Source organism: Chryseobacterium sp. NRRL B-14798 (genome assembly GCF_050470705.1).
Lineage (GTDB): Bacteria > Bacteroidota > Bacteroidia > Flavobacteriales > Weeksellaceae > Chryseobacterium > Chryseobacterium cupriresistens.
In genome coordinates, this window is record NZ_JBFLUL010000005.1 from 3,522,853 (window position 1) to 3,536,578 (window position 13,726).

At 37.0% G+C, this 13,726-nt stretch carries 9 protein-coding genes; 1 reads left to right on the forward strand and 8 read right to left on the reverse strand.

Translation table 11 applies throughout. The features are described from left to right. Positions 1-4 precede the first annotated feature (4 nt). Together AB1278_RS16295 and kbl are read right to left on the reverse strand one after the other, a co-directional pair. Positions 5-463: a hypothetical protein gene (locus AB1278_RS16295; RefSeq protein WP_429815704.1), complete on the reverse strand. Its 459-nt coding sequence runs from the start codon at positions 461-463 to the stop codon at positions 5-7. 175 nt (positions 464-638) lie between these two features. Continuing rightward, positions 639-1,835 (reverse strand): glycine C-acetyltransferase, encoded by a 1,197-nt coding sequence (gene kbl, locus AB1278_RS16300; RefSeq protein ID WP_110009461.1) that lies wholly within the window; start codon positions 1,833-1,835, stop codon positions 639-641. A gap of 158 nt (positions 1,836-1,993) precedes the next feature. Here kbl and AB1278_RS16305 point away from each other — a divergent pair, with 158 nt between their 5' ends. Further along, a complete protein-coding gene (locus AB1278_RS16305; RefSeq protein WP_429815707.1) occupies positions 1,994-2,872 on the forward strand; it encodes a cupin-like domain-containing protein in 879 nt (292 codons plus the stop codon). A 69-nt stretch (positions 2,873-2,941) separates the two neighbouring features. Here AB1278_RS16305 and AB1278_RS16310 read toward each other — a convergent pair whose 3' ends face one another. From AB1278_RS16310 to AB1278_RS16335, 6 genes are all read right to left on the reverse strand, one after another. Beyond that, on the reverse strand, positions 2,942-4,873 hold the full coding sequence (locus AB1278_RS16310; protein WP_429815710.1) for a M1 family aminopeptidase: 1,932 nt from the start codon (positions 4,871-4,873) through the stop codon (positions 2,942-2,944). 83 nt (positions 4,874-4,956) lie between these two features. After that, complete coding sequence (dacB, locus tag AB1278_RS16315; protein WP_202838479.1) at positions 4,957-6,426, reverse strand: D-alanyl-D-alanine carboxypeptidase/D-alanyl-D-alanine endopeptidase; 1,470 nt, start codon at positions 6,424-6,426, stop codon at positions 4,957-4,959. A 161-nt stretch (positions 6,427-6,587) separates the two neighbouring features. Next, entirely contained in the window at positions 6,588-9,035 is a 2,448-nt protein-coding gene (gene priA, locus AB1278_RS16320) for a replication restart helicase PriA (RefSeq protein ID WP_429815714.1), read from the reverse strand. Between the two features lie 285 nt (positions 9,036-9,320). Beyond that, positions 9,321-10,229 carry an AEC family transporter gene (locus AB1278_RS16325; protein ID WP_429815717.1) on the reverse strand — a complete coding sequence of 303 codons (909 nt, stop codon included), beginning with the start codon at positions 10,227-10,229 and terminating at the stop codon, positions 9,321-9,323. Positions 10,230-10,463: 234 nt separating this feature from the next. Next, entirely contained in the window at positions 10,464-12,932 is a 2,469-nt protein-coding gene (locus AB1278_RS16330; protein ID WP_429815720.1) for a beta-mannosidase, read from the reverse strand. 118 nt (positions 12,933-13,050) lie between these two features. Beyond that, positions 13,051-13,713: a copper homeostasis protein CutC gene (locus AB1278_RS16335; protein ID WP_110009468.1), complete on the reverse strand. Its 663-nt coding sequence runs from the start codon at positions 13,711-13,713 to the stop codon at positions 13,051-13,053. Positions 13,714-13,726 lie beyond the last annotated feature (13 nt).

Genomic DNA, 13,726 nt, shown 5'->3' on the forward strand with positions numbered 1-13,726 from the left:
AATTCTATTTTTTAACAGGAACAATCTTACTAAAAGTATCTAGTTTTTTCAAATATTCAAAAAAATTATCTTTTGCGTTATTAATCCGAACATGTTCAAATAAAACAATTAAAATAGAAATGGAGATCAAAGCAATCCATAAATAATTTTCCTGCTGAAAAAGTACGATTGCAAACATCAACATAACTATTATTCCTAAAATATTTCCAAAAATGGAAAGAACACCATTGTATACGGTTAATTCAATAGTTTCCGGTTTATCTTCTTTTGCAACAAACTTTCCCTTAAAATAAGGAGACATTTTATCATAATTAAACTTAATATCAAAACTATTCTCAGATACCCTTCCTACTAAAAATTTGTTCCAATCAAAGAACTTTTTAGATAAATTTTTATCTATATCATTTAAAATTTCCTCTTTTGGTTTTGAAAATTCAACTATATACTTGGATTTAAAAAACATTTCATTGAAAATTATGCGCAAAGATAAGCTTATTATATAATTGTTAAAAATAAATTTATTTTGATTATAATATCTCAATCAAAAAACAGATTTATATAAAAAAATAGTTCGGCTCGGGGCAGCAAAGCTGCCCGAGCCGAACATTATATTTTCATTGCTGTACCCCATTCAATAATTAAGAGATCACTCCTAATTCTTTTCCAACCTTTTCAAAAGCAGCAATCGCTTTGTCCAGATGTTCTTTGGTATGGGCAGCAGATAACTGTACTCTGATTCTTGCTTTTCCTTTCGGTACCACAGGATAGAAGAATCCGATGACGTAGATGCCTTCATCCATAAGCTTTTCTGCCATTTTTTGAGAAAGCGGAGCATCGTAAAGCATTACCGGAACAATAGCAGCATCCCCATCAGGAATGTCAAAGCCTTTCGCTTTCATTTCCGTTCTGAAATATTCTGCATTTTCCATTACTTTATCACGAAGAGAGGTATCATCTGAAATCATATCCAATACTCTTAATGCAGCTCCTACGATACCGGGTGCTAAAGAGTTCGAGAATAAATAAGGTCTTGAACGCTGTCTCAGCATATCAATGATCTCTTTTTTACCGGAAGTAAATCCTCCCAAAGCGCCACCTAAAGCTTTTCCTAAAGTAGAAGTGATGATATCTACTCTACCCATTACTTCATTAGCTTCATGAGTTCCGCGTCCTGTTTTTCCGATGAAACCTGTTGCATGAGAATCATCTACCATTACCAAAGCATCATATTTATCTGCAAGATCACAAACTCCTTTTAAATCTGCAACAATACCGTCCATTGAGAATACTCCGTCTGTAACGATGATTTTAAAACGGTGGTTCTTTTCAGAAGCTGCAATCAGCTGAGCTTCCAGATCCTCCATATTATTATTTTTATATCTGTATCTCGCAGCTTTACACAAACGAACACCATCAATGATTGATGCGTGGTTCAGTTCATCTGAAATAATAGCATCTTCTTCTGTAAACAAAGGTTCAAAAACACCTCCGTTAGCATCAAATGCAGCTGCGTAAAGGATGGTATCTTCAAGACCTAAGAAATCAGCAATTTTTTTCTCCAAATCTTTGTGAATATCCTGTGTTCCGCAGATAAAACGTACAGAAGACATTCCGTATCCGTGAGATTGGATCATATCCTGCGAAGCTTTCATTACTTCCGGATGGTTGGATAATCCCAGATAATTATTGGCACAGAAGTTCAAAAGCTTTTTTCCGTTAGCTTCTATTTCTGCACTCTGCTGAGAAGTGATGATTCTTTCTCTTTTGTAAAGTCCGTCATTCTCAATATTCTGAAGTTCGTTCTGTAAATGTTGAAGGTATTTTTCAGAGATCATTTTTAGTAATTTTTTAGATGTGCTAATTTACTAAAAAGGCAGTAAAATAAAACCTTTTATAAGTTTAATTCTAAAAAATTGAAAAGGCTTTCACTTTTAACATTATTAGTCTACAAATTTAGTAGGATAATATTTATATTTGTTTAAAATTTTAATGCATGAGATTAAAGCCGGTACAAAAAATAAAGACGATCAGTTCAGGAACCTTTATCAATAACCACATGAAGCCGGGAATTCCGGTTATTATTGAGGACTTTGTGCATCCGGAAAGTCCAGCTTTTAAAAAGTGGAATTATGAGTATTTCAAAGAGATTGCAGGAGATCATAAAGTCAACATCTACGGAAGTGAGCTTGATTCTTTGGACAGAGTGGCCAGTGATCCTATTGCACAGACTACATTTTCAGAATATCTGGATCTCATCCAATCTGCTCCCACCGAACACAGGCTTTTCTTATTTAATTTATTGAAAATAAAACCTGAATTGAAGAATGACCTCATCTATAATGATGTAACGAATGGTAAAATACTGAAATGGCTGCCCTTTATGTTTTTTGGAGGAGAAGGTTCTGTCACCAGAAATCATATTGATATTGACATGTCCCATGTTTTTATCACACAGTTTCAGGGAATCAAAAGAATCTGGCTCTTCCCGTGGGAACAGTCCGACTTCATGTATAAGCTGCCCTACAATTTCCACAGTCTGGCTCAGATTAAAAATCCTGATTACAAAAAATATCCGGCCCTTCTCTATTTAAATGGTTATGAAGCTATCATTCATCCAGGTGAAACCCTTTATATTCCTTCCGGCTGGTGGCATTATATTCAATATGATACGGAAGGTTATTCGATATCAGTAAGGGCACTTCCCTCAAGTCCGCTTGAAAAATGGCGTGGATTTAAAAATCTTGTGATCACCAGACATTTTGATAATCTGATGCGTAAAATATTCAAAGAAAAATGGTTTGAATACAAAGTGAAAACGGCCAGAAAAAGAGGAGCCAGAGCTGCAAGAAAACAAAGAAGCTTTCAAATCTGAAAGCTTCTTTTGTGATATTATGATTGATTATGGTAAAAGTAACCATTCATACTTTACCGTTTGTTATTTTTAATGTTTGATAAATTTGATATTTTTTTCATCAATCGTAATAAAATAAGCTCCCGGAACCAATTCTGCTATTCCAATTGCTTTACCTGGCTGATACGTTCCTTTTCCAACCAGTTTGCCATCTATGGCATGAATCGTAAAGTCCATAGCCTTATTAATTCCTTTCAGATTAATTTCATTTTTTGCAGGGTTCGGGTATAAACCAAAGTTATCTTTTTCAACAGAAGAAACACTTAACGTATTATCCTGAATCACCGTAGAGTTTTTCTCAATAATCTGGTATTCATAATTAAACTGAACACTTGCAATCGGGAATGTTACCGATTGTAAAAAGCTTTGATTATTAGATGTATTATTAAGCACAAAATAAGCGGTCTGACCCGAAGTTCCTGTCACTTTAATTGGTAAAGGCATTTCAAAAAAGCTAACATTAGCACTGCTTTGTGTCTGAGAAACTTTAAATAAAGCCTGATTTCCGCCCTGCATCCACTTGATGGTGTACGTAGGATATCCTTCGCCATAGACCCAGTCATTGAAAAATTCCGTAAAGTCTGTTCCGGTAGACTGAAGCAAAGAAGCATTAAAATCAGCTGTACGCACATAGTTGTACGCCAGGTTCGGTCTCGCATGATAATCTTTAAGTGCCTGATAAAATGCAGTATCCCCTAAAATCCATTTCAGCATTCTCAAAACATATCCTCCTTTAGCATAAGACAATCTGCTGTCAAATATCCTGTTGATGCTGGAAAGTCCGGAATCCGGGACATAAACACTTCCTGTTGTACTTGCGGTAATGTAATTAGACTGGCCTTGTAAATAATTCAGAAACTCTGTATTGGTCATCAATAGTTTTTCATTGGCAAGATGCTCTCCAAAAGTTGCAAAGCCTTCATTCAGCCAGATATCATTCCATGCACCACAGGTTACTTTATCACCAAACCACTGATGGGCAAGTTCATGGGCAATAAGCTGTTTGCCCCAACCTCCCATGGAAGACATGGTCTGATGTTCCATTCCTCCGCCAAACATAAATTCCATGTGTCCGTATTTTTCATTACGGAAAGGATAAGAACCAAAGTAGGTTTCAAAAGTATTCATTACCTGTTTTGTCCAGTTAATATTGGCTATACTGGTGGCATTTGAATTCGTGGAAGGATAAATATAGTTCACAAAAGGAAACGGAGGGTTTCCGATGGTATCATTAAGCTTAACAAAATTGGTAATGGATAGCGCAATCAGATAAGCCGGTGTAGGATACATCGTTCTCCAGAACGTAAGTTTGGTGTTTCCTGTAGGAAAAGTTTCAGACATTAGTTTTCCATTGGCTGCCACGCTGTAGTTTGATGGAGTTGTAATTTTAAAATCAAATCTTTCAATTTTATCATTTAAACTTTGCTTTGTTGGAAACCAGTCCTGAGCGCCATAAGGTTCATTCAAAGTAGAAAGAACCGGAGTTCCGCTCTGAAGAGCAGTTTTGAATGCATCATTACTTGTGGACGGTGCTCCTGCATAATAAATGGTAAGAGAGTCCAGTGTATTGGCAGGAATAGAAGCTGGAAAATCAATCTTCAGTTCTTTTGAAGGAAGCTGCTGAAAGCTTGTAATGTTAGTTCCATGATATTTCACCTGAGAAACCGTTAATGAATTGGAAAGATCAAAATAAATGCTTCCCATACTTTGTGTAGGTTTGAAATGTGAAGTTACCGAACCTGAAATATTATACACCGCAGGATCAAGGCTGACGTCCATTCTCTGATACTGTAAATCGTAATTCAGGGTATTGGGATTGATATTCCCGATATTCATCTTTTGGGTGAAGGATTTTTTCTCTTTTTCGATTAATCCTTTCATATCCGTATTTTGCCTTTGCTTCTGGCCATAAAATTGTTGAGACAATAACAATCCCAACACCAAAAGGTACAATTTTGTCATGTTTTGAAAAATTTAATCAAATATAAAAAAAACCTTTTAATCCATGATTAAAAGGCTGTTATAATATATAAAATAAAAAATTTTTAAAGATCCAGTGCGGGTTCAAGAATTTTTTCCATTCTCTTCTTTACCATATCTACTGATCCGGAATAGTTATTCACCATTAAAGAAAAAACCAACGTTTTTCCTGAATTGGTTTTCAGATAACCGGCTAATGTTTTTACTTTATTCAAAGTTCCTGTTTTCGCAAAAACCTGTCCGTTCCCTCCTGCATTGAACATTCTTTTCAATGTTCCGGATTGCCCTCCGATGGGCAGAGAAGTCAGATAAGATCTGTAGTATTTCTGATCCATCAGAGAAGTAAGAAATTTCACCTGAGAAATCGGGGTTACATTATTACTTCTTGAAAGCCCGCTCCCATCAATGTAATTAAGTCCAACCATATCAAAACCTGCATCTTTCAGGTGATTAGTCACCACGATTCTTCCGGATTCTGAAGTCTGGTCGCCCATTTTCTGATATCCTACCGTTCTTAACAAAGCTTCTGCCAGTGAATTATCACTGTGCTGGTTGGTATAATAAATAATATCACTTAAAGTAGGTGATTTATATGCTGAAAGCATTTTTCTGTTTTCAGGGGCTGCATCTGTCATTTTCGGAGTTACTTTTCCGGTAACAGGAATTCCGCTTTTCATCAGTGTTGTTCTGAAAGAGTTGGCAAGGTAAGCCGGTGCATCAGGAAGTTTGGTTGTTAAAACTCCGTTTCCTTCGTATTTATCAGCATATACCATCTGATGATTGTAAGGAGAAACGTAGAAAAATTTCTTTTCTGTAGAGAAACCACCTTTTTTAACGATCAGTTTTTCGTTGGCCGGGTTGATATCGCGGGTACTTCCTGCAGGTAAATAATAGTTATTGTTTTCCAACCATACAACATTTTCCGGAAGCACTGAAATATTGCCTTTGAAAAGCGCTGTCTGAATGATAATATCACCATTTACCTTTTTGATTCCCTCTCTTGAAACACCGCCTACGAAATCTGAAATAATATCTCTATAAGATGCTGCACCTGCTTTGTTTGTTCCCAAAGAAGGGTCTCCGCTTCCTATTACATAAAGATTTCCATTCAACACTCCGTTTTCATCTATAGTTCCTGAGTACTCCAGCTGAGTCATCCAACGGTAGTTTTCACCCAGCATATTTAAAGCCGTTTCCGTTGTCAGCAATTTGGTCGTAGAAGCAGGTACTAAAGGAGTATTTTCGTTGTACGAAGAGATAACCTTCTTCGTTTTCGGGTCATACACTACGAATCCCCAGGTTGCATTTTTCAGCACAGGATCCGCCATCATTGTGTTTACATTAATGTCCACCAGTTCTTTTGCTGACAAAACAGTTTTCTCCACTATCGTACTAACGGGTGAAGGCAGGTTTAAACTGCTTTTCTGATTGTCATAATTCTGGGAATAAAGAACGGTAGAAACGGTAGATTGAGCCAGGAAAAGACCAGAAGCCAACACCGCCGCACTTGAAATATATTTTCTGAAATTTACCATCTATCTTCTTTTTGTTCTGTAGTTTTGACTCTATAAAAAATGAAAGGTTAAATCATTCAGTAAAAGAGCCAAACACTTAATCAACGTCCAAAAGTAGAAATTATTGTTATATAACGGACCACCGCCCCGTTATAAAAGAGTGTAAAGTTTGTTAAAAATTGTTAAAAATCAACAAAAACATCTTTTTTAATGCTTTGATACGCAGTGATTTCATCAAATTCTTTCAAACTTATCAAAACCATTTTTTTGAATTTTTCATAATTTTTCCCACGGGGAAGCTTCAGCATAATCTGGAACTGATAGAAGTTATTCAGTTTTGCAATCGGTGCTCTTTCCGGACCTAAAACACATTCTTCAGGAAGATATTTTCTGAGGATAGAGCCCAGAAACTGTGATGCCCGGTCGGCTTTATCCTCTCTTCTGTGTTTCAACTCAATCATAATGAGCTTGGTGAAAGGTGGATAATGAAATTTCTGACGTTCTGTAAGGATATATTTATAGATCTTGGCAGGATTATTCATCTTGATGAGCTGAAATACAGAATGATCAGGATTAAAGGTCTGAATAAGGATCCTTCCTTTTCCGGAAACCCTGCCAGCCCTTCCTGAAACCTGTGTGATCAGTTGATACGCTCTTTCTTCTGCTCTGAAATCCTGTACATATAATAAGGAATCTGCTTTTGGGATGGTAACGAGTTCAATATGATCAAAATCCAGTCCCTTGGAAATCATTTGGGTTCCTACAATAATATCTGTTTCTCCGTCTTCAATCTTTTCGTACAATTTTTCGTAGGCGAATTTTTTGCGCATGGAGTCTACATCCATCCTGTCTACTTCATTTTCCGGAAACAATTTGGTAACCTCTTCATGAATCTGTTCTACACCTACTCCTCTTTCGTTCAGCTTTTCAGAATTACATTTCGGGCAGGTTTTCGGTTTTGAAGCTCTTTGCCCGCAATAGTGGCATTTCATTTCATTTGCCGCTTTGTGATACGTCATGACCACATCACAATTAGAGCAGTAGTTCACATAGCCACAGCTTTCACATTCTATGACATTGGAATAGCCACGACGATTGTGTAAAACGATTGCCTGATTCTTTTCATCCACCGTTTTCTTAATCTCTTCGATAAGCTTCAGAGAAAAGTTCCCTGAAACCTTTTTAGATTCCTGAGCTTCCTTGAAATTGATCAGTTCATATTCCGGCAGATTGACATTCCCGAATCTTTCATTCAGGAAAACGTATTTCATTTTATCTTTCCTGGCACTGTAGTAGCTTTCAACAGAAGGGGTAGCTGATCCCAGAATCACTCCTGCCTTATACAGCCTACCTAAAACCAGAGAAGCGTCTTTAGCATTAAAATAAGGGGAAACTTCCCTTGGTCTGTACGCAGAATCATGTTCTTCATCAACGACAATAAGCCCCAGATTCTGGTGAGGTAAAAACAAAGCATTACGGGTTCCGATCAGAATACGGATGTCGTTCTGCTTAATTCTTCTCCATACTTCCACTCTTTCAAAATCAGTCAGTTTCTGGTGATAAAAACCGAGCTGTCTTCCATACTTCTTCTCTAATCTCTGGGTAATCTGTTTGGTAAGCGAAATTTCCGGAAGCAAAAACAGAACATTCTTTCCGTCACGGACACATTCATCAATTTTCTCTAAATAGATATGGGTTTTCCCTGATGAAGTAACGCCATGAAGCAGGACATTCTTCCCTTCTTCAAAAGCTTCATCAATTTCAGCTTTTGCTGTTTTCTGCTGTTCGGAAAGCTCTTCAAGTTCCTCGATTTCTCCTTCATAGCTTTCAATCCTGTCTTTCTGCATAAAGTATTCCTCCACAAGGCCTTTGTCTGCCAAAGGTTTGAAGTGGGAACTTCCGAAATAACCGTCTTCAAACAGTTCAGATTTTTTAATAGGAACGTCAGGATGTTCCGTCTGTTTTTCCAATATAAGAAGGAAAAGATCTTTCTGTTTCTGCGCTCTGTTCAGTTTTAAAAGAATATCCGTAAGATTTTGATTGGCCAGAACCTCATCATTAATTCTCACATAAGCAACTTCTCTGGCTTTATACTTTTCAGCAATTTTCTCATCAATTTCAATGTACTGAAGATCAATCAGAGAATTGATGGTTCTGATGATATCTTTTTTAGCAATAAAAGCTTCAATATCTGTAAGATTAATCAACTGCCGTACTTCCAGTGCCTGAATCAGATACATTTCGTTAACATCCAGATTTTCAAAATCTATAATGGCTCCTGGTTTTAGTTTTAAATAGGTTTCACTTTCCAGTTTTAAAGAAGAAGGAAACGAAAACCTGTAAATTTCTCCGAGGCTGCACAAATAGTATTCCGAAAGCCAGTTCCAGAAATCAATCTGTTCATGAGGAAGAATCGGTTGATCATCCAGCATGCTGATGACTTCCTTGGCTACAAAGTTTTCCGGTGCATTATCATGAAGCTCAAACACGATTCCCGTATAGATCTTTTTTCCACCAAATGGTACCAGAACACGCATTCCTGGTTGGATTTCAGACATCATTTCCTGAGGAACTTTATAAGTGAAAGATCCTTTCAGGTTGAGGGGTAAAACAATTTGAGCGTATTGCAAGGGAAATATTTAAAGTGTAAAATTAGAATTTTCCTGAGAGAACTGCAACTTTGTGGAGATTCTTTAGTAATCTTTAACCAAGAACCTTAAACTGCATTCTATTCTTTACTTTCTCCTTATTTCCATTCCGTAGGAATGTAACCCATTCAGATATTTTTTAATGTCTAGAATTACATTGATCAAAAAAAATGATATGACAGGCTGGATTCCTGCGGAATGACAAAGCGTGTGGATAAAAGAACAACCACAAATTCAGAAAGGATCGAAGAAAGGATTCATGAAAAACTAAAAAAGAAGTTCCGTAATCTGATACCAAAATGCAGACGTAATAAATCCTACAATGATACTGACTCCAATGATCAGGTTGGTCAGTTTTGAGTTCAGCCTGAACTGTTCTGCAATAATACTTGAAGTAACCAATGTTGGCATCGCTGCTTCAAATACTGTAATTTTAGCCACATCTCCTTTTATTCCGAATAACAGAGCCATTCCCAGAACAATTGCGGGTGCCAGAATCAATTTATAAAGCATAGACATCGACATCTGAGGAATCAGTTTTTTCCATCCATTGAATTTCAGCTGTAACCCGACTGAAAACAGAGCTAAGGGACTTACCGTGGCTGCCAGCTTGTCAAAAAACGGTTCCGCAACAGTAAAATCAATAAACTGAGACAAAACCAAAGCAGATATACAACCAATTAATGGAGGGAATGTAATGAGTCTTTTTAAAATGAATATTGCACTTACTTTTCCGGATTTACTGCCTCCTTTTACGGCAGCAATAATTCCGAGTGTGGAAAGGGCAAAAAACATGGTCTGGTCACAGATGATTGCGATACTCAGAAGCCCTTCGCCATAAAAGGCACTGATTAAGGGAAATCCGATGAATGAAGTATTACTGTACCCGCTTGCCAATTCCAACGTACTTCTGGACCGCCTTGAATATCCCCTGCTTTTACTGTAAAACATCATAAAAAAGAAACAGAACACCGAAATTAAAAATGTGGCTGCAATCGGGAACAGCATTTCTGTTGTCCATTTTACTTTGGGCAGATATTTAAACGAAACTGCCGGAAGAGCAAGATAAAGAATCCAGGTATTGATGCCTTTGTGAGCATCGGGGTGGATAGATTTTGTTGCTTTGAATATCATTCCTGCAATGATACACACTGCAATCAGAACAAAATTTACCATAACTGTAATAAAATATGAGGCAAATTTACGGCTGATTTTTGAGTTGGAGGGGGTAAAATTTATATTTTTTTCGGGAGAATTTCTAATGAAACTTTTCAGTATTAAACCTTATAGGTTTTGAAAACCTATAAGGTTTGGAGATCTACCTTCCGGAAATTTATAACCCTTGTCAAGGTTTAAAACCTTGACAAGGGTTGACTTCTGACTTCTTAAGAGTTTTTTCAAAAATATATTTTACTTCTTTATCACCTCCCAAAGACTCATCACCTCTATATTTTCCAAAGGCTTTGAAAGGGTAATTCTTTTTGAAGTTCCCGGAAGCAGGTCAAAGAAATTATCGCTGAAATGAGTATCACCGATTAAATAAATGTCCTTAGCCAGCGTATCTGTTGAGATTTCAATTTCAGTGGGTGATATTTTTCTGATTTTAATATCAGGTTGTAAGAGTTTCAGATCTTTTGGTTTACTAAAGAAGAACAGCTTTTCGAATTTTGTGTCTTTTTCGGAACTGACCTTTAAAACAGTTGCGAACAAATCAAACTGACCCAGTTCTGATTTAATAATACTTCGTATTTTCTTACTTACATTAGCTTTTACATTATCAGACTGATTGCTTTTCCAAAGTATTTTTCCTTTAAAATCAATCAATTCAAATTTTGTCTCTGCTTTCAGTTCTTTCAGGAGATCGCTTATCAGATAGACATCATAGCTTTTTTCGGTTTCCGCTATTGATACCAAAACAGGTTCAAAGCTTCTTTTCGCTTGATAATGGAAGGCTTTCCAGTTTCCAAGATAATCAATGGAAGACCAGGAAACTACCGGCCAGCAATCGTTGAGCTGCCAATACAAGGTTCCCATATTGTAAGGTTTTGCACGGCGGTGAGCTTCAATAGCGATCTGCATTCCTCTTGCCTGCAAGAGCTGTGAAACGTAGTTGTATTGTACAAAGTCCGTTGGAATTTTGTAATCACGCTTCAGATATTCATTAATAATATCCCAGCCGCGGATATGTTTTTCGTGAGCTTTAATGGTTGGATTCTGAAGGCTTAAATCCGGAGTTCCGGAGAACATTGATTTTGTCGTTTCAAGAGTTGGTGTACCCTGAAAGCCATATTCAGACATGAAACGCCCTACTTTTTCGTTGTAAATTTCAAAAGGCTGTTCACCCCACCAAACGCCCCAGTAATGAGAATCTCCTTCGGTAAGACTTTCTTTATGTCCCCAGCCAATGGAGGGAGAACTTGGCCAGTATATATTTTTATCCGATTTCAGATTTTCTGCCAATGCATTAGGAATTACCTCATGAAACAGCTTCTTATAATCTTTCCAAACCTGAAGAGAGTCATTTTTTGAATATTTAAACTGTTTCTGATAGCCCCAGTTGACAATCGCTTCATCAATTTCATTATTCCCGCACCACAAAGCAATGGACGGATGATTCTGAAGTCTGTTGACCTGGTCTTTTACTTCTTCTTTTACATTGTTTAAAAATGCTTCATCTGCCGGATAAAAGCTTCCCGCAAACATAAAATCCTGCCACACTAGTATCCCGTTTTCATCACAGGCTTTGTAGAATTCATCATCTTCATAAATACCTCCGCCCCAGATACGGATCATATTCATATGGGCTTCTTTGGTATCCCTGATCAGTTTCTGGTATTTTTCTTTGGTCATTCTCGGCGAAAAACTATCTCCCGGAATCCAGTTGGTTCCTTTGATATACAGTGGTTGCCCATTCACTTTAAAATAGAATGATTTTCCCTTTTCATCTTTTTCCTGAATCAATTCAACGGTCCTTAAGCCTATCCTGATATTTTTAGCATCAATATTTCTCTGATCTTTGGAAAGCTTCACTTCAAAATCATAAAGATGAGCTTCACCACGCCCGTTAGGCTGCCAGAGCTTCATCCCTTTTGTTTCATAAGGAACCGATATCTTATTTATCCCTTTTCTTAAAGATATTTTTTGGTGACTTTTATTAAGATCCAATGTATAATCTCCGTCATTTTGAGCATAAATTTCAACTTCAAAGCGCAAATTATCAGAAGTGCCGGAAACTCTTTTCTGAATATCCTTAACCGTAATAATTTTAGCATTATTCCAGAATTCCAGCTGAACATCTTTCCATATTCCTGCAGTAACCAGCCTTGGTCCCCAATCCCAACCGAACTGGTATTGTGCTTTTCTCACAAAACTTCTTGGTGATTCCGGCATAGTGAACGGAACTTTTTTCGCTAATTCCTTTCCGGTATTCACAGCGGATGTAAATTTAATCTGCAATGTATTATGACCCGGTTTCAGATATTGTTTCACTGGAATATTCCATTTACGGAACATATTATCTGTTTTCTTCAGCAGCTGACCGTTAAGATAAATTTCAGAAAATGTATCCAATCCATTAAAAACCAGATCAATGTTTTCGTTCTTTAGTTCATGAGGTGAAATAGTAAATGAGGTCTGATAATCCCAGTCCTCATTTTCAACCCATTGAACTTTCTTTTCATTTTCATCCTTAAAAGGATCAGAAATGATCTTATTATCCATTAAATCCAAATGAACGGTTCCCGGAACTTTCGCAGGAAACCAGTTTGAGTCTTTTGAATTTTTAAACTGCCAGTTCTCCGAAGACAAGCTTCTTTCTGAAAACTGTGCAGAAAGGATATTCTGCATAAAAAGGAAAGCAAAAAGGGTCGTTCTATTCATCAATAAATTTGTTTGTATTGTTACCATACCAGTGATTTTGTCATTCCGAGGAACGAAGGAATCTCTATTTTATCAGTCTAGATTCCCGCTACGCTTGGAATGACAACCAGAGTGCATATTATTTATTCTTCAATGCAACCACTTCATCCGCATTGGCAAAAGCCCCACCATCCGTAATGGCTGAAGAATGGAAGTAACCCGCATGGGTAAATGCTCTAATCTCTTCAATATTAGATGAACGCAGACCTCCTCCGACAAGGATTTCTATTCTTCCGTTGGATAATTCAACAAGCTTTTTCAGATTCTCTTTTCCTTCAGATACATTGGGTTTCTGACCGGAGGTAAGAATGGTTGTAAAACCACATTCGATTACTTTTTCCAGAGATTCTTCCAGACTTGCAGCACGATCAAAAGCACGGTGAAAAGTACATGGAAGCGGTTTTGCCAATTCGACTAAAACTTTATTCTGCTCTATATTAATCTCATCATTTTCATCCAGGATACCGAATACAAAACCATCTGCATGTAAAGATTTTAAATGAACCAAATCATTTTTCATCTGCTCAAATTCCGAATCAGAATAGGTAAAATCTCCACCTCTCGGACGGATCATCACAAAAATCGGGATTGTAATTTTTTCACGAAGCTTCTTCATCGTTTCGAAATCCGGAGTAGTTCCGCCTTCACTGAGTCCATCACATAATTCTATTCTGTCTGCCCCGTTTTCAAAAGCGATAATCGCTGATTCAGGATTAAAACAAGCTATTTCTATTTTTGACATTGTATTGTATCTA